17 protein-coding genes are annotated in these 20,563 nt (G+C 69.0%); 8 read left to right on the forward strand and 9 right to left on the reverse strand.

The features are described 5' to 3' along the window. Positions 1-389: 389 nt before the first annotated feature. The 5 genes from ACQE3M_RS01190 to ACQE3M_RS01210 all read right to left on the reverse strand — a co-directional run bounded on the left by ACQE3M_RS01190 (position 390) and on the right by ACQE3M_RS01210 (position 8,459). Entirely contained in the window at positions 390-2,666 is a 2,277-nt protein-coding gene (locus tag ACQE3M_RS01190) for a transglutaminase TgpA family protein (protein WP_430503639.1), read from the reverse strand. After that, positions 2,663-3,823: a DUF58 domain-containing protein gene (locus tag ACQE3M_RS01195; protein WP_430503640.1), complete on the reverse strand. Its 1,161-nt coding sequence runs from the start codon at positions 3,821-3,823 to the stop codon at positions 2,663-2,665. Before ACQE3M_RS01195 ends, ACQE3M_RS01190 begins: the two co-directional genes overlap by 4 nt. Then, positions 3,824-4,786 (reverse strand): AAA family ATPase, encoded by a 963-nt coding sequence (locus ACQE3M_RS01200; protein WP_430503641.1) that lies wholly within the window; start codon positions 4,784-4,786, stop codon positions 3,824-3,826. It lies immediately after the preceding gene. A gap of 175 nt (positions 4,787-4,961) precedes the next feature. Then, the gene (locus ACQE3M_RS01205; protein WP_430503642.1) at positions 4,962-6,275 is read right to left on the reverse strand and encodes a dihydroorotase; all 1,314 of its coding nucleotides are present in this window, start codon (positions 6,273-6,275) and stop codon (positions 4,962-4,964) included. Positions 6,276-7,265: 990 nt separating this feature from the next. Beyond that, positions 7,266-8,459 carry a CBS domain-containing protein gene (locus ACQE3M_RS01210; RefSeq protein ID WP_430503643.1) on the reverse strand — a complete coding sequence of 398 codons (1,194 nt, stop codon included), beginning with the start codon at positions 8,457-8,459 and terminating at the stop codon, positions 7,266-7,268. 441 nt (positions 8,460-8,900) lie between these two features. Between ACQE3M_RS01210 and ACQE3M_RS01215 the strand changes: the two genes are divergently transcribed. The 3 genes from ACQE3M_RS01215 to ACQE3M_RS01225 all read left to right on the forward strand — a co-directional run bounded on the left by ACQE3M_RS01215 (position 8,901) and on the right by ACQE3M_RS01225 (position 10,163). Continuing rightward, positions 8,901-9,275, forward strand: a complete 375-nt coding sequence (locus tag ACQE3M_RS01215; RefSeq protein WP_430503644.1) for a hypothetical protein — start codon at positions 8,901-8,903, stop codon at positions 9,273-9,275. Next, positions 9,272-9,466 (forward strand): hypothetical protein, encoded by a 195-nt coding sequence (locus tag ACQE3M_RS01220; protein ID WP_430503645.1) that lies wholly within the window; start codon positions 9,272-9,274, stop codon positions 9,464-9,466. The genes ACQE3M_RS01215 and ACQE3M_RS01220 overlap by 4 nt, the downstream gene beginning before the upstream one ends. Before the next feature lie 226 nt (positions 9,467-9,692). Next, a complete protein-coding gene (locus ACQE3M_RS01225; RefSeq protein WP_430503646.1) occupies positions 9,693-10,163 on the forward strand; it encodes a cupin domain-containing protein in 471 nt (156 codons plus the stop codon). Positions 10,164-10,969: 806 nt separating this feature from the next. On the opposite strand, the gene ACQE3M_RS01230 is transcribed toward ACQE3M_RS01225, so the two are convergent. Together ACQE3M_RS01230 and ACQE3M_RS01235 are read right to left on the reverse strand one after the other, a co-directional pair. Beyond that, positions 10,970-11,794, reverse strand: coding sequence for an aldo/keto reductase (locus ACQE3M_RS01230; RefSeq protein ID WP_430503647.1), 825 nt, complete (start codon positions 11,792-11,794; stop codon positions 10,970-10,972). A 125-nt stretch (positions 11,795-11,919) separates the two neighbouring features. Continuing rightward, on the reverse strand, positions 11,920-12,210 hold the full coding sequence (locus ACQE3M_RS01235; protein WP_430503648.1) for a hypothetical protein: 291 nt from the start codon (positions 12,208-12,210) through the stop codon (positions 11,920-11,922). A gap of 194 nt (positions 12,211-12,404) precedes the next feature. Between ACQE3M_RS01235 and ACQE3M_RS01240 the strand changes: the two genes are divergently transcribed. The 4 genes from ACQE3M_RS01240 to ACQE3M_RS01255 all read left to right on the forward strand — a co-directional run bounded on the left by ACQE3M_RS01240 (position 12,405) and on the right by ACQE3M_RS01255 (position 16,673). Beyond that, a complete protein-coding gene (locus ACQE3M_RS01240; protein WP_430503649.1) occupies positions 12,405-13,679 on the forward strand; it encodes an MFS transporter in 1,275 nt (424 codons plus the stop codon). Positions 13,680-13,772: 93 nt separating this feature from the next. After that, positions 13,773-15,425, forward strand: coding sequence for a CTP synthase (locus ACQE3M_RS01245; RefSeq protein WP_430503650.1), 1,653 nt, complete (start codon positions 13,773-13,775; stop codon positions 15,423-15,425). Next, a complete protein-coding gene (gene guaA, locus ACQE3M_RS01250; RefSeq protein ID WP_430503651.1) occupies positions 15,425-16,342 on the forward strand; it encodes a glutamine-hydrolyzing GMP synthase in 918 nt (305 codons plus the stop codon). Before ACQE3M_RS01245 ends, guaA begins: the two co-directional genes overlap by 1 nt. Continuing rightward, on the forward strand, positions 16,335-16,673 hold the full coding sequence (locus ACQE3M_RS01255) for a DUF7126 family protein (protein ID WP_430503652.1): 339 nt from the start codon (positions 16,335-16,337) through the stop codon (positions 16,671-16,673). Before guaA ends, ACQE3M_RS01255 begins: the two co-directional genes overlap by 8 nt. 78 nt (positions 16,674-16,751) lie before the next feature. Here the strand turns inward: ACQE3M_RS01255 and ACQE3M_RS01260 are convergent, their stop codons facing one another. Together ACQE3M_RS01260 and ggt are read right to left on the reverse strand one after the other, a co-directional pair. Beyond that, positions 16,752-17,909, reverse strand: a complete 1,158-nt coding sequence (locus ACQE3M_RS01260; RefSeq protein ID WP_430503653.1) for a hypothetical protein — start codon at positions 17,907-17,909, stop codon at positions 16,752-16,754. Positions 17,910-18,074: 165 nt separating this feature from the next. Next, positions 18,075-19,706 carry a gamma-glutamyltransferase gene (gene ggt / locus ACQE3M_RS01265; protein ID WP_430503654.1) on the reverse strand — a complete coding sequence of 544 codons (1,632 nt, stop codon included), beginning with the start codon at positions 19,704-19,706 and terminating at the stop codon, positions 18,075-18,077. A 123-nt stretch (positions 19,707-19,829) separates the two neighbouring features. On the opposite strand from ggt, the gene ACQE3M_RS01270 reads away from it, so the two are divergent. Then, positions 19,830-20,495: a DUF1028 domain-containing protein gene (locus ACQE3M_RS01270; protein WP_430503655.1), complete on the forward strand. Its 666-nt coding sequence runs from the start codon at positions 19,830-19,832 to the stop codon at positions 20,493-20,495. The last annotated feature ends 68 nt before the right edge of the window (positions 20,496-20,563 follow it).

Genomic DNA, 20,563 nt, shown 5'->3' on the forward strand with positions numbered 1-20,563 from the left:
GCCGACCGCTCCGGACCGCGTGCCGGGAAGCCGGCGAGCGTCGGCAGCAAGCCAGCCGCCGCGAGTGACGCTTGACCACCACTCCTGGGCGGGACTGAAAGGGGCAGCCGCTGAGCGGGACGCACTGCGAAGCAAGCACCGAGCCAGCGAACGAGCGAAGCGAGTGAGCTGGCGAGGCGCGCAGCGAGCAGCGCGACCGCTCAGCGGCTGGGGCTTTCTGGGTGTGCTGAGTGGTGACACCAGCAACAACATCCGACCTTATTTATAAACGCCGAGAGTCGACGCGTGAACCTCTCGCGGTCGACCAGGAACCGTCGCAGGCAACGGCTCCATTTAAAAGCTGAACCCTCGAAAACCGCCGAAGATCGTCCTCGATCACCCCCGGAAGATCACACGAACCAGCGGAGGATCGGCGTTGCTTCGAGCACCAGCTGCCGAACGACGCGCACGGCGTCGTCGGCCGTCTCGCGGTCGATCTCCCCGGCGTACATCGCCTGCTCGTAGGCGTCCGCGACCCGGTGGACGCGGTCGTCGGCGCCGCGGGCGTCGAGGGCGGTCAGGTAGTCGCGCGGGGTCTCGCCGGGTCGGCGGGCGCGGTAGCGCTGCTCGAGGAGGAACTCGAGGCGGGCGTACGCGCGCTCGACGTCGTAGATCGGGTCACGGCGCCGGAAGGGGATCCGGAGCCAGGCCCCGCGGTACGCGCGGTTCGTCGCGCCGACGTGGTGGCCGGCGGCGACGAGCCCGAAGAGGGCCAGGAGGCCGAACCCGATGGTCTCGCGGTCGGGGAGGACGCCGTCCCCGCTCCCGCCGTCGCTGTCGTCGACCTGGTCGGCGAGGTCGCCGTTCTGGACGGTTGCCGGCGTGCTGGGCCCCGGCACGTCGCCGGGGTCGACGTCGCCGGCACCGCCGTCCGGCGCGACCGCGTCCCCGCCGGGGCCGGTGCCGTTCGTGCCGTTGTCGGTCGTGGGGTCCGTTTCCGTCTCGGTGGGCGTCGGCGTCTCCGTCTCCTCCTCGTCGAGCGTGGCACTGGTGTCGACGTTCTCTGCGCCGTCCTGCCGGGCCTCGACGAGCCGGGCCTCGCGGGCCTCCTCGCGTGCCGCGCCCGGGGTCGGGTCGAACCGGACCCACCCCTGGTCCGGGAAGTAGACCATCACCCAGGCGTGGGCGTTCTGGCCGCGGACGACCCACTCGTCGCTGTCGACCTGCTCGCCGGCGCTGTAGCCCGTCACGAACTTCGCGGGGATGCCCTGCGACCGGAGCATGGCGACCATCGTCGTCGCGAAGTAGGTGCAGTAGCCGGCGTCCATCTCGAAGAGGAAGCTGTCGGCGACGTCGCCCTCGGGCTGTTGGACCGTGAGCGAGTACTCCTTGTTCGCCTCGAGGTAGCGCTCGATGGCGACGGCCTTGTCGTAGGAGTTGTTGGCGTCCGCCTGCTCGACGACGTCGGTCGTCAGTTCGCCGACGCGGTCGGGGGTGCTCTCCGGGAGCTGCGTGTAACGCTCCTCGATGCCGTCCGGATACTCGGTCCCCGCCTCGCGGAGCAGCTCCGGCGTCGTCTGGAGCACCTGACTCTCGACGCGCACCGTCTCGTTCTCCGGGATCGTCGCTGCCGGGTAGATCCCGCCGACGGAGCTCACCTGCGCGCTCCGGGCGGTGACCCTGTCGACGGAGACCGGCTTCCAGGCCGCGGGGATGGCGTCCAGCGGCGTCTTCGCGGTCACCGTCTGCTCGACCGTGATCGAGGTGCCCGGCGGACTCTCCAGGCGGCCGGTGTACGGCTCCGCCTCGCCGGTCCGGACCCACCCGTCGCCGGTGTACCGGTCGTACGCGCCCGTTCGCCAGTAGGCCTCCTGCGTGCTCTCGACCGTGAACCGGACCTCCGGCGAGAGCCGCACCGAGCCGACGACGTTCACCTGGTCGGTCTGCCCGACGAGGGAGGACTCGATCCCGGGCGTGCCCCGGTCCGGCTGCCAGGGCTGGGCCGCGCCGCCGGGGACGACCGAGAGCGTCGCTGACAGCAGCACCATCGTCGCGACGACGACGGCGAGCGTGCTCCACTCGGAATCGAGCCCGCCGGGCACGGACAGCGTCGAGAGCCCGGCCGTGAGCGCGACGCCGACGACGCCGAGCAGGGTCGCGGCCGTGCCGGCGTCCCCCGTCAGCACGAAGAAGGCGAGCGTCGCGCCCGCGACGGACGCGGCCTGCAGGTGCCGGCCCCGGGCCGCCAGCGCCCACGCCAGGAACGTCGGCACGGGCGCGACCGCCAGCACCCAGACGTCCGCCACCGCCAGCCGGAGTACGGAGAGGCCGGTCAGCAGCGAGACCGTGTCGAAGACGACGTTGCTCGCGGTGAACAGCGCCCGCTGGCTCTCCGGCACGGCGAAGTAGTAGGCCGTCAGGCTGACCGCGAAGAGCACGGCGCTGACGACGCCGATGGTCCGGACGTCGAGCACGCGCGCGACCGCGACGCCGGCGACGAGCGCGCCGGCGACCGCGACGACGACCCGGGCGCTCCCGCCCACGACGTCCGTGATCGACAGGCAGACGCTGAGGAACGCCGCCGTCGCCAGCGCGACTCCCGCCACCGGCGGCTGACAGAGCCCTTCCGGCAGGACCTCGCCCGGACCGACCCCGCCGGCGTCGCGGTCGAACACGTCCCAGTTCACGGCGACTCACCTCCCCGTGGGGAGTCCTCGAAATCGCGATGGCCAATCGGAACGCCGCTGTCGACGGCAACGCCGCCATCGACGGCGACGCCGTCGTCATCGGCAGCATCGTCGGCTATGGGCGCCGAGGTGGTTGACTCCCCGTCCCCGCTCGCCGCGGACGCCGCTGCCTCCCGCAGCTCGGCGAAGTCGACCGCCTGGTCGTCGATCCTGACGGTCGTCCGGTTGTGGTCGGCGTCGACGACGACGTCTGCGTCCGGGTCGGGCACCGCGCCCTCCGGCGTCCGCGCGAGGAGGCCGAGGAGCCGCCGGCGCCCCTCGGGGTTCGGGCCGGTCGTGACGCGCCCGTTCGGCACGCTCACCTCGACCGGCACGCCGTCGTCTAAGAGCGCGAGCGCGATGCTCGTCGCCGCGCTGGCGAGGTCGTCGGCGGTGCCGCCGCGCGCGCCGCCGCTGATGGCGACCCGGCGCTGCTCGGTCTGGGCCGCGAACTCCTTGACGACCAGCTCGTCCTGCTTCGCGGTCGTCGCCCAGTGGACGTCCCGGAGGGCGTCCCCGCGGGCGTACTCGCGCAGGCGGTCGAACTCGTCGCGCTGGCGACTCGCGCCCAGCGCCTCGTCGTGGTACAGCTCCTGGCGCACCCAGGCCGGCACCCGGTAGCGGTTCGGATAGACGAGGACGGATTCCTTTCCGCGGCAGAGCAGGTCGCGTTCGAGGAGCCCGAAGACGTCCGTCACCGCCAGCGTCGCCGGGCCGAGCGCCCGCTCGCCGCGGGCCTCGTAGGTCACGTCGTAGGAGACGGGCACCGCACCGACAGTCGTGCGCGTCGGCTCGTCCGGGCCGGAGAGGCCCTCGTCGACCGTGTCACGGACCGCGGCGACGAAGCTGTCCGCGAGGCCGGCCCCCGGCTGGTCCGGGTCCGTGAAGCGCAGGGTGACCTCGTGGGTGCTCCCGGCGAAGTCGTCCGGGGGGAGATCGCGGCGCACCCCCGGCGCTTCCAGGCCGTCGAGCTGGAGGTACGCGGCGGCGAGCGCGACGACGCTGGGAAGGACGACGGCGTTCAGCGAGCGAGCGCCGGAGAGGACCGCCATGACGACGGCGCCGACGCAGATGGCGACGAGGGCGCGTCCGCGCCGGGTGAGGCGGATGGCGGCCATCTACTCGACCGGGACGTTGTCGAGAGCCGCGCCCACAACGTCGCTGCCGGTCCGGGAGCCGGACTCGGGGCGGATGCGGTGGGCGAGGACGCTCGGCGCTTCGGTCTGGACGTCGTCCGGGATCACGTAGTCGCGCCCGTCGAGGACGGCCCGCGCCTTCGCCGTCCGCAGGAGCGAGATGCCGCCCCGTGGGCTCGCACCGAGCGCGGCGTGGTCCCGGGTGTACTTCGTCAGGCGGGCGACGTACGACCGGATCGGTTCGGTGGCCTCGACCGCGGCGACGGTCTCGCGAGCCCGACGCAGCTCCTCGATCGAGGCCACCGACCCGAGGGACTCGACCGGGTGTTCGCCGGCGATGCGGTCGAGGATCTCGGCCTCCTCCGCCTCGTCGGGGTAGCCGAGCCGGAGCTTCTTCGTGAAGCGGTCGACCTCGGCGACGGGCAGCTCGTAGGTGCGGCCGGGCTCGACGTCGTTCTGGGTGGCGATGACACAGAAGGGGTCCGGCAGCTCGCGGGTGACGCCGTCGGTCGTCACCTGGCGTTCCTCCATCGCCTCCAGCAGCGCGGACTGGGTCTTCGGGGGCGCCCGGTTGATCTCGTCGCCGAGGACGAAGTTGGCGAACACCGGGCCGTGCTGGAAGTCGAACTCGTTCGTCTTCTGGTTGAACACGTTGACCCCGGTCACGTCCGAGGGGAGCAGGTCGGGAGTGAACTGGACCCGTTTAAAAGAGCAGTCGACGGAGCGGGCGATCGCCTTCGCGAGGGTGGTCTTCCCGACGCCGGGCACGTCCTCCAGGAGGAGGTGGCCGCGGGCCAGCATCGTGACGAGGATGTGCTCGACGGCGTCGTGCTTGCCGACGATCACCTCCTCGACGTTGGCCACGATGCGGTCGGTGAGGGCGGCGGCTTCGTCGGTCGGGAGGGCTGTACGGCCCGAGAGGCCGGCGTCGGTGGCGTCAGTCATGGCAATGAGTGGAGTGACGGCTCACTGACGGCACGGGCACGCGCGGTCCGCCCGCAGTGAGTGGTGGCAACGTAACCCACGTTAGGAGTTCAGGCACATGAGAGTGACGGGTGTGCGGAGGCCGAACCAAACGACCTGGCCGGCGGGAGGATCAGCGGCTCGGCGGGAGGGAGGACTACTCCGCGCGCACGTTCTCGCCGACGGGCGCGCCGAACGACTCCGCGCCGGTCACCGGGTCGCGCTCGTAGACGATCTCGCCGCGGACGAGCGTGTACTCGGGGAAGATCCCCCGGAGCCCCTCGAAGGGAGTCCAGCCCGCCTGCGAGTGGAGCGCGCCGGCCTCCACGTCGCGCGGGGCCGTCATGTCGACGAGGACGAGGTCGGCGTCGTTGCCCTCGGCGACCGCGCCCTTGTTCGGGAGCCCGAAGACGTCGGCCGGGTTGGCGGCGACGACGTCGCGAACGAGATCGAGCGGGAGGTCGCCGGTCCGGGCGGATTCGAGCAGCAGCGGGAGCATCGTCTCGACGCCGGGAACGCCGCTCGGCGCGTCCAGCAGTTCGGCGCGCTTCTCGGCGACCGTGTGTGGCGCGTGGTCGGTGGCGACGACGTCGACCTCGCCGTCGCGCAGGCGCTGGAACACCGCTTCCCGGCGCTCCTCCGAGCGAAGCGGCGGGTTCATCCGGCCGAACGTCCCCAGCCGGTCCGCGTCCTCCGTCGAGAGGAAGAGGTGATGCGGCGTCACCTCGCAGGTCACGTCCGTGCCCGCGGTCGCGTCGATCCCCTCCGGCGTGGAGGTGTGGGCGATGTGGACCCGCCCGCCAGCCTCCTCGCCGACCGTGACCGCGCGCTCGACCGCCGCGGCCTCGGCCGCCGCGGTCCGGTAGTCGGACCAGGCGCTCGCTCTCGCCTCGCGGCCGGTCCCGCCGAGGTCGCCGTCGATGGCGAGGTCGTCGAACAGCGTCGCGTCCTCGGCGTGGACCGTGACGGTGGTGTCGTGGGCGGTCGCCTGCCGGACGGCCTCCCGGAAGAGGTCGAGGTCGATGCCCATGTCGCCGGTCGAATCCGCGAGGAACACCTCGCCGAGCGCGAAGATCGGGCGGTCGAACAGCGTGTCCGCGTCCCAGTCGCCGGTCACGCCGCCGTTGATCCCGTAGTCAACGAGCGACTCCATCGCCGCGGTGGCCTTCTCGTCGAAGGCGTCGCCGTCGACGGTCGCCGGCGTCGTGTTCGGCTGGTCGACGACCGTCGTCACGCCCCCGGCCGCGGCCGAGCGCGAGCCGCTGGCCCACGTCTCCTTGTGGACGTCCGCGAGGTCGCGCATGTGGACGTGGACGTCGATGGCGCCCGGCAGGAGGTGCTTCCCGCGCGCGTCGATGACGCGCTCGTCGTCGGTCCGTTCGAGCCCCTCCGCGACGGCCGTGATCCGTTCGCCCTCGACCCGCACGTCCCGGACGCGTCCGTCCGCGAGCTCCGCGCCAGTGATGAGCATAGTAACCGCCTCGGGGTCCCCTCTGTAAACGGTTGCGGGTCACTCGCGATTTTAGGAACTCGACGCGGTCGCTCAGCTGTGAGGTCGGGTGGGACGATAGAAGAGCTCCAACTCAACCGGTCTGTTTGTGCCGGTTGATCGGGCACCGTTGTAGGCGACACCACTCAGCATGCGCCGAAAGCCACAGCTGCTGAGGCGGGCGCATTTATAAACAAATTCGGCTATCGTCGCGGGCGACACCACTCGGCACACCCAGAAAGCCCCAGCCGCTGAGGCGGTCGCGCTGCTCGCTGCGCTCCTCACCCGGCTCGCTCCCTTCGGTCGCTCGCCGGGTTGCGGTGCTTACTTCGCAGGGCGTCCCGCTCAGCGGCTGCCCCTTTCAGTCCCACCCCGGAGTGGTGGCCGGGCGTCGCTCGCGGCGGCTCGTCGGCTGGCGTCGTTCGCCGGCTGGCCGGCGTGCGGGGCGGTGCGGTCGGCGCGCGCGAGCAACGCGTGCGAGGGAGGCCGGGGCGCGCTGCGGCGGTGCTGTGCCGGCGCGCCCCGGCCGAGGCTGGGGAGGACTGAGGCTTGCGGTTGCTGTGCGGTGCTGTCGCGGTTGCGGAGCGGTGCTGTCCTGGCGGACTGAAAGGGCGACGGCCGGTCGCGCCAACGGGGAGTCGCTCCGACGACCCCTATCCGCGCGGGCTGTGCGGAGAGCGCGGATATGTCGCGGAGCGACCGCGAGCGGCCGAGGGCTTTCTGGGTGTTTGCGGTGCTGTCAAGAGCAAGCTCGTATCACCTGTCCAACCCTGCTTATAAAGAGCGGCCGAGGGCTTTCGAGGTGTCTGCGGTGCTGTCGAGCGCAGCAGCGTCTCTACTTATAAATATTGTTTATAAACACGAACGCTCAAAGACCTTCAGAGAGGTTGTGGAGATGACAAAGGAAATTGCCCACCCGAAACGACCTCCAACCGTCCAGCCGCTCTCCACGACGAAGAAGCCGAACTCGAATCAGTCGGACTTGATCAGCTCCCGTTCACCACCAAACGAGCGCTCGCGGATCGAGGCGGGCTGGCCGCTCGACTGGATGATGTTGAACGCGGTCATCAGGTCCGTGCGGGAGACGAGCCCGACGAGCTCGCCGTCGTCGTCGACGACGACCAGGCGGCCGACGTCGTGCTCCTGCATGCGCTGGAGCGCCGCCATCGCGTTGGTGTCCGGCGTGATCGTCTCGACGTCCTGCTCCATGACATCGCCGACCTGGTAGGCGTCGCGCTCGACCTCCGAGACGTTGCGTGCGTCCTCGAGCGTCACGATCCCGACGAGGTCGCCGTTTCGCAGGACCGGGTAGCCTGTGTGGCGCTCCTGGAACATCCGCTCGACGAGCTCCGCCACGGTATCCTCCTCCGCGACGACGTCGAGGTCCTCGCGCGGCGTCATGATGTCGGCGACCGTCACGTCCTCGAAGGCGGCCTTCAGCGTCGTCTGCTGGGCCTCGCCGGAGGCGGCGATGTAGATGAAGAAGGCCAGCAGGATGAGGAACCAGTTGCTGACCAGCCCGATGATGCCGAGCAGGAACGCGAACACCTTGCCGACCTCGGCGGCGCGCTGGGTCGCCTTCGCGTGCGGGCGGTTCCGCGCGAGCAGCGCCCGGAGTACGCGGCCGCCGTCCATCGGGAACGCCGGCAGCATGTTAAACACGGCGAGCACGACGTTGAGCACGGCGAGGTAGCCGAACACGAAGACGACCGGGTCGTAGCCGGCCGGGAACCCGCGCGCGAGGCGGAAGACGGCGTAACAGACGCCGCCGATGCCGACGCTGACGATGGGGCCCGCCACCGCGATCTGGAACTCGTGTTTCCAGTCCTCGGGGAGCTCCGCGAAGTCGGCCATCCCGCCGAGCAGCCACAGCGTGATCGAGTCGATGTCGTAGCCGTAGTGGAGCGCGACGACCGAGTGCCCGAACTCGTGGATCAACACGCCCGCGAACAGCCCGAGCGCGGAGACGAACCCGAGGACGAGCGGCATCGAGCCCGCCTGTAGCGCCTCGGCGTCGATGCCCGCGCTCAGCGACTGGTTAATAACCATCGCGATCCCCCCCACGTCACGGCTGATGAGGTACGCGAACAACGGGAGCACGAGCAGGAACGTCCAGTTCAGTCTGATCGGGATGCCGAGTGCGCTCCCGATCTTGATCCCTCGCATGGCCACACCTACGATAGCCGGTGGTTAAAAACCGGTGGCGGCCTCGGGATCGTTATAGAACCTTAACGTTGGCCGCAATCGGTAACTGAGCGCAGTTACGGACTGATCGTGGACCTACGTACTCGCAAAGTGCGCAAATCAAAGTCTTACGCTGAGGACGGAGTCGACTGACTCCACTCCGTCAGCTTGCGGAACGGTTGCTAAGGGACTGTCAACGGACGCGAACCCACCATCGACAGCAACATGAAGATACCCTGGCGATCCTCAAGCACCCGCCTCGTCACTGACTTCCCGATCGGTACTTATTCGATTCCAGTTCGGTTCGCTGGCAACGTGTATGGGTGAGCGGACCGTTGGTTGGTCCGAGTGAACTGTTAGGCGAACGCCGTGACGCACGTAGACCAAACATTTTTACGAATTCAGGTTGACGGAATCATTACTGTGGCCCAGCTTGCGCTCACTATTATCGAAATCGTCGGCTTGCTGCTGACGGTGCTTCTGGTAATGATCCAGCTGGCAGCCCGTTCTGTTTCCGCTGGCGACGTCGACCTCTCAGACGACGAGCGGTCCGTAATACCAATGCTGATCGTTGCCATGCTCTGTTTGCTGGTTGCGAGCCTTCTTTCCGGGCTGAAGGCGATCCAAAGTATCGGGTCAATATTTCTTTCAGCTGCCGTCGTCTCGATCGTTGGTGGCTTAATTGCGCTCACGGTATCGAGTATCGATGCTGCTATTGCGGTAGCGGATGCGACTGAGTCTGACCAACAAAGCTTAGACGGAGCGGACGAGACATCAACACAGGAGGTACTCGAATGAACCGCCAAGAAGTCCGTCACCGGGCTGGACGTGCAAAGCAGGCGCTGGGGATCATGGCATTGGCGTTTGCCATCGCCGCTGCCGCGCAGTTGTTCCCAGATCTTATCCCGGCTGGCCTGTCGATGCTCGCACTGGCGGTGCTGCTGGGATCCAGTGTCGCAGCATTCGCCTACATCTGGTCGTTAACGTGATGCCGTCGGTGACTGGTTTTGACTGATCGGCACGGTGATTTTTGATGTTCGCTCGTCTGACAACTCCTGTGATACCGTCCAATAAACCCGTTTTCAGTATCTCATCCGAAATGTTCTGGTCTGTGACGTCCGTTCCATTTCTTAATCGGCGTTGGTGCGTTCTCCCGTGCTCGTGGGCGGGAATGGACCGCCTGTATATAAACACTCGCGGCTGCAAACGGTTGGTATGAACGAATCCGTAGACACGACCGACGATCCTAACGAAGTTGGGGACGAAGCTCCTTATGGGAACCCCGCCGCCGACGCCGTGATTAAGCGCCGCGACGACGTCGAGTACGAGGTCGTCGAAGCGGCCGAGGCGATGGGCAAGGGCGTCCTCATCGGTCCCGAGGACGGCGCACCGAACTTCTCGATGCGCCGGTTCATCCTCGAGCCGGACGCCGAGGTTCCGCGGCACACGAACGACGTCGAGCACGAGCAGTACGTCCTCGCGGGCGAGTACACGGTCGGCATCGGCGACGAGGAGTACACCGTCGGCCACGGCGACTCCCTGCTCATCCCCGCGGGCGCCGAGCACTGGTACCACAACGACGGCACCGAGCGCGGCGCGTTCATCTGCGTCGTCCCGAACGAGGACGACGAAATCCAGCTGGTCGAGCCTGAAGCGGACGCGGACGACGTCGACGGCGACGAGTAATTATCGAGAAACGGCGTTTTTGCGTTCGATCCGGATCATCGGCTTACTCGTGACGATGACTCGGTCGCGCACGACTGCGCGGATTATTGCGCGGCCGTGTTTATAAGTAAAACCGGTGTCGCTGCTTGCGACACCACTCAGCATGCCCAGAAAGCCCCAGCCGCTGAGCGGTCGCGCTGCTCGCTGTGCGCCTCGCCGACTCACTCGCTGCGTTCGTTCGTCGGCTCGGTGCTTACTTCGCAGGGCGTCCCGCTCAGCGGCTGCCCCTTTCAGTCCCGCCCACGAGTGGTGGCCGGGGCGTCACTCGCGGCGGCTGGATGGCCGTCGTCGCTCACCGGCTGTCCGGCGTGCGGTGCGGGGCTGTCGGCGCGCGCGAGCAACGCGTGCGAGGGAGGCCGGGGCGCGCCGCGCGGTGCGTTGCGGTGCCGGCGCGCCCCGGCCGAGGCTGGGGAGGGCTGAGGTATCGCGGTTGCTGTGCGGTCGCGGGGCGGCCGCGGTGCTTTAGCGGTGCTGTCCTGGCGGACTGAAAGGGCGACGGCCGGTCGCGCCGGAGGGGAGTCGCTGAGCAGGCCCTATCTGCGCGGGCGGTGCGGAGAGCGCAGATATCCTGCTCAGCGACCGCGAGCGGCCGAGGGCTTTCCCGGTGTTTGCGTTGCTGTCGAGAGCGATCCCGTACCACCTGTTCAAACCTGTTTATAAAGAGTGGCTGGGGATTTTTCGGGTGTTTGCGTCGCTGTCGCGTGTAGCAGCCTCTCCGCCTTTATAAACTGTTTATAAGAATGAATCCCTAACTCGAACTCCCGCGACTACACCTGATTCCAGGGCGCGTCGTCGAAGTCGACGATCCGCTCCTCCTGTTCAATAGCGTCGATCCGGGCGATGTCCTCGTCGTCCAGCTCCAGGTCGCGCGCGGCCCAGTTGTCCTCGACGTGGTCGAAGGACTCGGCCTTCGGGATCGGCGCGACCGTCTCCTTCGAGAGGAGCCACGCCAGACTGACCCGCGCAGCGCTGGCATTGTGTTTGTCCGCAATCTCGGCGATGACCTCGTTGTCGGCGACCTTGTTCCGCGCGATGGGCGAGTAGGCGACGAGCCAGTGGTCGTCCTCGCGGGCGTACTCGCGGAGCTCGTCCTGCTGGAACAACGGGTGACACTCGACCTGGTGCGCGAAGATGTCCGCGTCGAGGATCTCCCGGGCCTCGTCGAGCTGGTCCGGGCGGAAGTTCGAGAGCCCGACGCGGTCGACGACGCCCTCCTCGACGAGGTGGTCGAGCGCGGGCAGCGTCTCCTCGGGATCGTAGGTGTTGATCGGCCAGTGGACGTACAGCAGGTCGATGCTGTCGACGCCGAGCTTCTCGCGGCTCTCCTTCGCGGTCTCGACCGCGTCGTCGTACGCGAGGTTCGACGTCGAGAGCTTCGTCGCGACGAAGAGGTCTTCGCGGTCGACGTCGACGTCGGGGCTCGCGACCGCGCGGTCGATGCCCTCGGCGACGTACTCCTCGTTGTCGTAGCCCTGCGCCGTGTCGATGTGGCGGTAGCCCGTCTCGATGGCGTGGGCGACGCCCGCGGCGCACGCCTCGGGGTCCTCGAGCTGGTAGGTGCCGTAACCGAGTCGGTCGAAAGTGTCGCTCATGGCAGCACGTTGGGAGCGAGTAGCCTCAAGCCACCGAAGGCGGTGGTTGTCGCCGATTCGTTCCACCGTGCCGCGGTCCCACCGGATCGACGACGGGCACCCCGGTACGTCGCCCTGACGGGGGGTTACTCCTCGGAGCCGGCCGTGACGTTACCGAGGTACACCGCGTCGGCGATGACCTTGTATCCCGTGCCGAGGACGCCAGCGTAGACGATGGCGACGCCGAACGTCCCCAGGAGCAACCCGAACGCCATCCCGCCCAGGTTCGGCTCCGCGTACATGCCGCCGCTCGACGACGCCACCATCCCGAACCCGACTGACGAGACGATCGTGCCAACGATCGCCACCGCGAGGAAGTACCACAGCAGTTTGAAGCCGTACTTGATCCCGTCCATCGCACCAACTGCGGATGACATATCAACTGATTACCAAGTATATTACTTAAATCCGACGCCCGTCCGGCATTCGAGGGTTTCCCACGTATCCGCAGGTACCAATAGAGGTCGGCGATCTTATGACAGTAATCTAACTGTATTGTGTTTACGCAGGATCTCCTACAAAAACTGTCTTCAGAGAAACATGATGGCCCCTCCGACCGTCGATCCACACGATGGACCGACGGAAACGGACCCTCTGGACCTACTACCTGTTCAAGGCCACGACGTCGTACGGGTTCTACCTCCCCTTCTCGACGATCTACCTGGTCCACCAGGGATACGGGCTCGACGTCATCGGGCTCGCCCAGTCGGCGTTCCTCTTCGCGATGGTCGCCGCCGAGGTCCCGGCCGGCTACGTCGCCGACCGGATCGACCGCCGGACGACGCTGGCCGCGGGCAACGCACTCTCGGCGGCGAGCCTCGGCGCGTACCCGTTCGTCGCCAGCGCGACCGGCTGGATCGTCCTGTACGGCCTCTGGGGACTCGGCGCCGCCTGCCACTCGGCCATCGGCGAGGCGTGGCTCTACGACCTGCTCGCGCAACGCACGGAGGAGTCGAGCTTCGCGCGAACGAGCGGGCGCGGCGCGACCGTCGAGCTCGTCGTCTCCGCCGTCTCCGCCGTCGCGGCGTCGCTGCTGTACGCCCTCGACCCCGCGCTCCCGTTCCTCGCGAACGCCGTGCTGTCGGCCGCGGGCGTCCCGCTGCTGTTCACGCTGCCCGCGACCCGGAACGGCAAGGAGAGCGTCATCTCCATCTCCGAGACCCTCCACGCGCTGAAGCTCCAGCTCCACCGGGGCGAGGTCCGGTGGCTCGTCGCCTACGCCGCGCTGTTCAACGTCCTCTTCTCGGTCACGCGCTGGCTCGAGCAGCCCGCGCTCGAGGCGGTCGGGATCCCGGTCACGAGCTTCGGCCTGCTGTACGCGGGGTTCAAGCTCGTCACCGCGGGCGCGACGTCGACGACGGGGCTCCTGCAGGAGCACCTCGGCGCTCGCGGGTTCTTCCTGCTCCTGCTCCCGGTCTGCGGGATCGCGTACGCGATGGTCCACTTCCTCCCGCTGGTCGTCGTCCCGGTCCTCCTCCTGCGGCGCGCGCTCGACCGCGTCTCGCGGCCGATCCGGAACCAGTACCTCAACGACCGACTCGAGGGCGTCGGCCGCGCGACGATCCTCTCCGGGGTGTCGATGGCGCTGCATCTCGCGAGCGGCGCCGGCAACGCGGTCTTCGGCCAGGTCGCGGAGGCGACGGGGCCGATGGCCTTCCTCCCGGTCGCGGGCGTCGGCGTCGTGCTCGTCGCGGGACTTCTGTGGGTCGCCACCGATCCGGTCAGGGAGCCGGTATCGGGGGTGGGGCCGGCGGCGTCGGCGTCGCCGGCGGATAGCGATGCGGCGGACCTCGACGCTGCGGATGCGGCGGACCTCGACGCCACGGACGCCGCCGGCACCGACTGATACTCGCTCCGTCTCGCGCACGCAACATATCAGATCCTCGCAACGCAACGACGCCTCCGAAACGGTTTTGGCCGGTCCCAGCGCACAGTCAGTATGCCGACGGACCCCGACACAGGGTACGATCCTTCGCTGGGTCGGAAGTTTATCTTCGTTACCGGTGGCGTCATGTCCGGACTCGGGAAGGGTATCACGGCCGCCAGCACCGGCCGGCTCCTCTCGAACGCGGGCTTCGACGTGACGGCGGTCAAGATCGACCCCTATCTCAACGTCGACGCCGGGACGATGAACCCCTACGAACACGGCGAGGTGTACGTGCTGAAGGACGGCGGCGAGGTCGACCTCGACCTGGGGAACTACGAGCGGTTCCTCGGGACGGACATGACCTCCGACCACAACGTCACGACGGGCAAGACGTACCAGCACGTCATCCAGAAGGAACGCGCCGGCGACTACCTGGGCAAGACCGTCCAGATCATTCCCCACATCACCGACGACATCAAGCGGCGCATCCGCGAGGCCGCCGAGGGCAGCGACGTCTGCCTCGTCGAGGTCGGCGGGACGGTGGGCGACATCGAGGGGATGCCCTACCTCGAGGCGCTCCGCCAGTTCGCCCACGAGGAGGAAGACGAGGACATCCTCTTCACTCACGTCACGCTCGTCCCCTACGCGCAGTCGGGCGAGCAGAAGACGAAGCCGACTCAGCACAGCGTGAAGGAGCTCCGGTCGATCGGCCTCCAGCCCGACGTCCTCGTCGGGCGCTGCGAGGACGAGCTCGACCCGGAGGTCAAAGAGAAGATCGCGCTGTTCTGTGACGTGCCGACCGAGGCCGTCTTCTCGAACCCCGACGTCGAGGACGTCTACCACGTTCCGCTCGTCGTCGAGGACGAAGGCCTCGACGAGTACGTGATGGACCGCCTCGAACTGAGCGACGAGGCGCTTCCGAAGGCGGAGCGCTCCACGCGCTGGCGCGAGCTCGTCACCCGCGAGCGCGAGAAGGAGCTCGACATCGCGCTGGTGGGGAAATACGGCCTCGAGGATGCCTACATGTCCATCCACGAGTCGCTGAAGCACGCCGGCATCGACACGCGCACGGAGGTCAACGCGCTGTGGGTCGACGCCGACGAGATGAACGCCGAGCACGAGGAGCGCCTCGAGCAGGCGGATGGCATCGTCGTCCCCGGCGGCTTCGGCTCCCGTGGCACGGAGGGGAAGATCGAGGCGGTGCGCTACGCACGCGAGCACGACGTCCCGTTCCTCGGCCTCTGTCTCGGCTTCCAGATGGCCGTCGTCGAGCACGCGCGCAACGTCGTCGGGCTCACGGACGCCCACTCGACGGAGATCGACGAGGAGACGCCCCACCCCGTCATCGACCTGCTGCCCGAGCAGTACGAGACGGAGGAGATGGGCGGCACGATGCGGCTCGGCGCCCACACGACCTCCATCGATTCGGGCACCCTCGCCAACGAGGTGTACGGGGCCGAGTCCTGCACGGAGCGCCACCGGCACCGCTACGAGGTGAACCCCGAGTACATCGACCAGCTGGAGAGCGACGGGCTCGTCTTCTCCGGCCGGGCCGACAACCGGATGGAGATCCTCGAGCGCGACGACCACCCGTTCTTCTTCGGCACGCAGTACCACCCCGAGTTCCGCTCGCGCCCCGACCGCGCGAGCCCGCCGTTCGTGGCGTTCGTCGAGGCCGCCCTCGAGGAGCGAGAAGCAGAGCAAACAGACGAGGTGACCGCATAATGGTTGACGCATCCGAATTCATCGACGAGGCAGTCGAAGAGATCCGCGAACAGATCGGCGACGCCAACGCCGTCATCGCCCTGTCGGGCGGCGTCGACTCCTCCGTGGCAGCGACGCTCGCCTACGAGGCCGTCGGCGACCAGCTCACCCCCGTCTACGTCGACACCGGCCTGATGCGAAAAGGCGAGACGCAGGGGATCCGGGAGACGTTCGACTTCATGGACTCGCTCCGGATCGTCGACGCGACGGACCGGTACTTCGACGCGCTGGAAGGGGTCATCGACCCCGAGGAGAAGCGCGCCGTCATCGGCGAGGAGTTCATCCGCGTCTTCGAGCGCGAGGCGCGCGACGTCGACGCCGACTACCTCGTGCAGGGGACCATCTACCCCGACCGCATCGAGAGCGAGGGGAACATCAAGTCCCACCACAACGTCGGTGGGCTCCCCGAGGCCGTCGACTTCGACGGCATCGTCGAGCCCGTTCGCGACCTCTACAAGGACGAGGTGCGCGAGGTCGCCCGCGAGCTCGGTCTCGAGGAGGTCATCTCGGAGCGCATGCCGTTCCCCGGTCCGGGCCTGGCCGTGCGCGTCGTGGGTGAGGTCACCCGCGAGAAGGCCGAGGTCGCCCGCGAGGCCTGCCACGTCGTCGAGGAGGAGCTCGAGGAGTACGAGCCCTGGCAGGCGTTCGGCGCCGTCATCGGGAAGGCGACGGGTGTGAAAGGGGACAACCGCGTCCACGGCTGGGTCGTCGCCATCCGCTCGGTCGAGTCCCGCGACGGGATGACCGCCCGCGCCCAGGAGATCGACTGGGAGACGCTCCAGCGCATCCAGAGCCGCATCACCGGCGAGAACGAGAACGTCGCCCGCGTCGTCTACGACGTGACCCACAAACCGCCCGCGACCATCGAGTATGAGTAACGTCATCGTCGCCGGTCCGGACGAACACGGCCTCGGCGAGGAACTGGCGGAAGCGGGCGCGACCGTCACGCGCATCCCCGACGTCGTCTCCGCGGCCACGCTGGAGGACGCCGGCATCCACGACGCCGACGTCCTCGTCCTCACCGACACGGCGGAGGCGACCGCGATCCCCATCGCGAAGGAGCTGAACCCGGACATCCGAGCCGTCGCGTACGCGGAGGGGTCGCTGCCGGAGTCGATGGCGGCCATCGCCGACATCTCCGTCGACCCCCGCCTGATGGCCCCCGACGTCGTCGCCGAGGAGCTGCTCGGCGAGGGCGAGGAACTCTGAGGCCTCGGAGACGGTTCCTTTTAAGCAGCCACCGACACGCTGGTGGCTCCTTTTAAGTAGCCGCCCGCATGCGGACCGCTATTCGGACGGTCGGCCGTCGGAGAGCGCGACCACGCCCGTCGCCGCCAGCACGGCGACGAACGGGAGCGGAACCAGCCAGTACTGCTCGTAGGACCTGAACAGGAGCGGGAACAGCGCCGCCGCCAGCGAGAGCGCGAGGAGCGCGGCGTCGGGAGCGGCGGCCTCCAGCCGGTCGCGATGGATCCAGCCCAGCCACGCGAGCGGAACGAGCGGGAACAGCTGTGCGAGGACCGTCCCGGTGTACATGAGCCAGCGGCCCGGCTGCGTGATCAGCCACGTGCCCGCGAGGTACGAGCCGGGGCTCGTCGCGTCCGGGTGGACCGCGCTCGTTTCGACGCCCGGGAGCAGCGGGACCCCGTAGCTCCAGTGGAGCGCGGCGCTCGTCGCCTCGACGCCCCAGATAGCGCCGACGGCCGCGAAGGTCCCGACCCCGAGCGTCGCGCCGGCGAACAGATACGCGAACGCGTCGCGGATCGGGGACTGGTCGCCGGCGCCGGCGTCGGCGTCGGCGCCGTCCGCCGTGGCCCCGGCGCCGTCCGCCGCGGTCCCGGCGCCGTCCGCCGCCGCCCCCTCGCGCCACACGGCCCACAGCAGCACGGGGACGAACGCGGCGGCGTAGGCGTTCACGAGCGCGGCCGCGGCGACCGCGAGGCCGCGGACCGCCGGCCGCGACGCGACCAGCCCGAGCAGCACGAACGCGACCATGATCGGCCGGCTGTTGATCGTGTTGCCGCCCAGCAGCGGGAGCGCCAGCAGGAAGAGGACGCCGCTGGCGACGGCGACACCCGGTGCGCCGGCGTCGTCGAGCCAGTACCAGAGCAGCGCCGCCGTCGCGCCGTTGGCGACGCCGACGAGCAGCAGCATGCCGAACGTGTACTCGCCGGCGACGGCGACGGCGACGTTCGCCAGCTGCCAGCCCGGTGGCTTGTTGTCCGCGAGCCCCGGCCCGTACAGCGTGGCGCCGCTCGCGACCCGGGACGCGATGGGGTAGAACATCCGCGTGACGTCGGGGTTCGGCGCCGCGTTCCCCCAGCGCAGGTCGCCGTATCGGCCGAACGCGAGCCCGAGCCCGGTGAGGAGAAACGCCAGGGGCCAGGCGACCGTCCCGTTCCGCAGTCGTCCGACGACCCGTCGTCGGAGGCGTGACGTGTCCATCGACCTTTCCGCCTACCGGCAGCGGCACCATGTAAACTCCGGTCCGTTCGGGTCGCGCGGGGCCGGTCCGTTCACGGTCATCGGGCAGGGGAGCCCGTCAGCGAGTCGCGACGCCCAGACGTACCTGTGCGGGCCCGGATGGCACGCGCCCCCGGGAATACGACCTCAGTACCCCTGCGCGTTGCCGTCCTTCCGCGGCTCCGTGGCGCCCGAGAGCACGCCGTCGGCGTCGCGGCGGGTGATCTGCGCGCCGCCGAACAGCTGCGGCGACAGCGTCCGCACGTCGTGGCCCTTGCGGACGAGCTTCGCCGCGATGTCGTCGTCGAACTGCGGTTCGAGCGCGAGCTCGCCGTCCTCGCGGTAGCGCCAGCGCGGCTGGTCGAGGGCGGCCTGCAGGGGCATGTCGTAGTCGACGATGTTCGAGATGACCTGGACGTGGCCCTGCGGCTGCATGTAGCCGCCCATGACGCCGAAGGCGGCCCAGTCGCCGTCCTCGAACTCCGCGAGGCCGGGGATCAGCGTGTGGAACGGGCGCTTGCCCGGCTCGATGACGTTCGGGTGGTCCTCGTCCAGCGAGAAGGAGGAGCCGCGGTTCTGCAGCGCGATGCCGGTGTCGCCGGCGACGAGCCCGGAGCCGAAGCCGGCGAACCGGGAGTTGATGAAGGAGACGACGTTGCCCTCGTCGTCGGCGACGGTGAGAAGGACGGTGTCGGCGTCCTCGGCGTTCGCGTCCGGCACGCCGAAGGAGACGTCCTCGTTGGCCTCCTCGCCGACCTCCTCGGCGCGCTCCGCGGCCCACTCCTCCGAGCCGAGCGGCGGGATCTCCTCGTACTCGGGGTCCGTGATGTAGCGGTGGCCGTCGTGGAAGGCGAGCTTCAGCGCCTCCGCGAAGTAGTGGACGCGCTCGGGCGAGTCGAGGTCGTACTCGCCGGCGCCGAGCTCCTCGGCGATGTTCAGCGCCTCCAGCGCGATGAGCCCCTGGTTGTTCGGCGGGAGCTCGTGGATCTCCGCGCCGTTGTACGTCGTCGAGACCGGCTCCGGCCACTCGACCTCGAAGTCCGCGAGGTCGTCGACGGTCATGAAGCCGCCCTGGTCCTGCACTTCCGCGGCGATGGCCTCCGCGATCTCGCCTTCGTAGACGACGTCCGCGCCCTCTTCGGCGATGCGCTCCATCGACGCGCCGAGTTTGGGGAGCGTCACGTACTGGCCCGTCGACGGTGCCTCGCCGTCGAAGAGGAACGCCTCGCGGGCGTGGTCGGTCTCGAAGAGGTCCTCGCCGTGCTGCCACTGCGCGGAGACGACCTCCGAGACGGGGTAGCCGTCCGTCGCGTAGCGGATCGCGGGCTGGAGCAGCTCGCCGAGCTCCTTCTCGCCGAAGCGCTCCGCGGTCGCCTCCCAGCCGCGCGCGGTGCCCGGGACGGTGACGGCCTGGGCGCCGGTGCCCGGCATCTCCGCCTCCTCGGGCGTCTCGGCGTCCGTGTCGGGGTCTTCGGCGACCGCCTCGCGAACGTTCTCGAGCGTCGCGTCCGCGGGCGCGCCGCCACAGGCCCGCATCGCGCCGACGTCGCCGTCGGCCGTCTTGTACAGCGCGAACACGTCGCCGCCGAGCCCGGTCGAGGTCGGCTCGGCGACGTTCAGTGCCGCCGCCGTCGCCACCGCGGCGTCGAAGGCGTTGCCGCCGTCGCGCAGGATCTCGATCCCGGCTTCGGAGGCGAGCGGCTGACTCGTCGAAACGACGCCCTGCTGGCCGTAGACGGTCGATCGGCGCGAGTTGAACCTGTCGAGGTCTGGCTCCATACCCGCGTTTCGGGCAGCCCGGGGTAAAGTATCCCACCGAATTGTTCCGGGCGACCGCGGTCCCCATCGAACCCAAATAGTTCCGGCATGTCCTATACAGGTCCGGCACGCTCACTCGCACACATGACGTTCTCACTCTGCGTACGCGAGGAGACCGACGCCGGCCCCGTCTTCGGGGTCGCCGTCACGACCGACGCGCCAGCAGTCGGCGCGCTGGCCCCGTTCGCGAGCGACCGGGGCGCCGTGAGCACCCAGGCGTTCGTCAACGTCCGGCTTGGGCGAACGGGCATCCGCCTGCTCGACGACGTCCCGCTCGAGCAGGCGCTGTCGGGCGTCCTCGCCCGCGACGAACACAGCGAGCTCCGCCAGCTCCACGGCGTCGACGCGGAGAGCGTGTTCGCGCACACGGGCGCGGACACCGAGGGCTGGTCCGGCCACGAGACCTACCCCGAGGAAGGGGTCACGGCCGCCGGCAACATGCTCGAGGGCCCGGATGCGCTCCCGGCCGCCGCCGAGACGTTCATCGACTCCGCGCCGACCGACGAACCGGACGCTGGCCTCGTCCCCCGGTTGATCGACGCGCTCGACGCCGGCACCGACGCCGGCGGCGACAAGCGCGGCCACAGTTCCGCCGCCGTCGTCGTCGACGCGCCGAAGACGACCGCCTACCACGACCTCCGCGTCGACCACCACGAGGACCCGATCGCGGAGCTGCGCCGCGTCTACGAGGCCGCCCACGACGCCAGCGGCGGCTTCAGCGAGGACTCGAAGGAGCGGATCTTCGACTGACGGTCGCGACGGCGGTCAAGAGTTTGCCCGTTCCTCGTGAGAGAGGGACGGACTCAGCGTCTTCGACG

The sequence above is a fragment of the Halosubterraneus shenae genome (assembly GCF_050510935.1).
Taxonomy (GTDB): domain Archaea; phylum Halobacteriota; class Halobacteria; order Halobacteriales; family Haloferacaceae; genus JBDGPU01.

What these genes read in the sequence shown, in the direction of transcription:
- ACQE3M_RS01205 (WP_430503642.1), bottom strand. Translation starts at nt 6,275, where the DNA reads ATGCTCATCACTGGCGCGGAGCTCGCGGACGGACGCGTCCGGGACGTG.
- ACQE3M_RS01230 (WP_430503647.1), bottom strand. Translation starts at nt 11,794, where the DNA reads ATGAGCGACACTTTCGACCGACTCGGTTACGGCACCTACCAGCTCGAG.
- ACQE3M_RS01240 (WP_430503649.1), top strand. Translation starts at nt 12,405, where the DNA reads ATGGACCGACGGAAACGGACCCTCTGGACCTACTACCTGTTCAAGGCC.
- ACQE3M_RS01220 (WP_430503645.1), top strand. Translation starts at nt 9,272, where the DNA reads ATGAACCGCCAAGAAGTCCGTCACCGGGCTGGACGTGCAAAGCAGGCG.
- ACQE3M_RS01200 (WP_430503641.1), bottom strand. Translation starts at nt 4,786, where the DNA reads ATGACTGACGCCACCGACGCCGGCCTCTCGGGCCGTACAGCCCTCCCG.
- ACQE3M_RS01245 (WP_430503650.1), top strand. Translation starts at nt 13,773, where the DNA reads ATGCCGACGGACCCCGACACAGGGTACGATCCTTCGCTGGGTCGGAAG.
- ACQE3M_RS01225 (WP_430503646.1), top strand. Translation starts at nt 9,693, where the DNA reads ATGAACGAATCCGTAGACACGACCGACGATCCTAACGAAGTTGGGGAC.
- ACQE3M_RS01255 (WP_430503652.1), top strand. Translation starts at nt 16,335, where the DNA reads ATGAGTAACGTCATCGTCGCCGGTCCGGACGAACACGGCCTCGGCGAG.
- ACQE3M_RS01235 (WP_430503648.1), bottom strand. Translation starts at nt 12,210, where the DNA reads ATGTCATCCGCAGTTGGTGCGATGGACGGGATCAAGTACGGCTTCAAA.
- ACQE3M_RS01260 (WP_430503653.1), bottom strand. Translation starts at nt 17,909, where the DNA reads ATGGACACGTCACGCCTCCGACGACGGGTCGTCGGACGACTGCGGAAC.
- ggt (WP_430503654.1), bottom strand. Translation starts at nt 19,706, where the DNA reads ATGGAGCCAGACCTCGACAGGTTCAACTCGCGCCGATCGACCGTCTAC.
- ACQE3M_RS01195 (WP_430503640.1), bottom strand. Translation starts at nt 3,823, where the DNA reads ATGGCCGCCATCCGCCTCACCCGGCGCGGACGCGCCCTCGTCGCCATC.
- ACQE3M_RS01210 (WP_430503643.1), bottom strand. Translation starts at nt 8,459, where the DNA reads ATGCGAGGGATCAAGATCGGGAGCGCACTCGGCATCCCGATCAGACTG.
- guaA (WP_430503651.1), top strand. Translation starts at nt 15,425, where the DNA reads ATGGTTGACGCATCCGAATTCATCGACGAGGCAGTCGAAGAGATCCGC.
- ACQE3M_RS01270 (WP_430503655.1), top strand. Translation starts at nt 19,830, where the DNA reads ATGACGTTCTCACTCTGCGTACGCGAGGAGACCGACGCCGGCCCCGTC.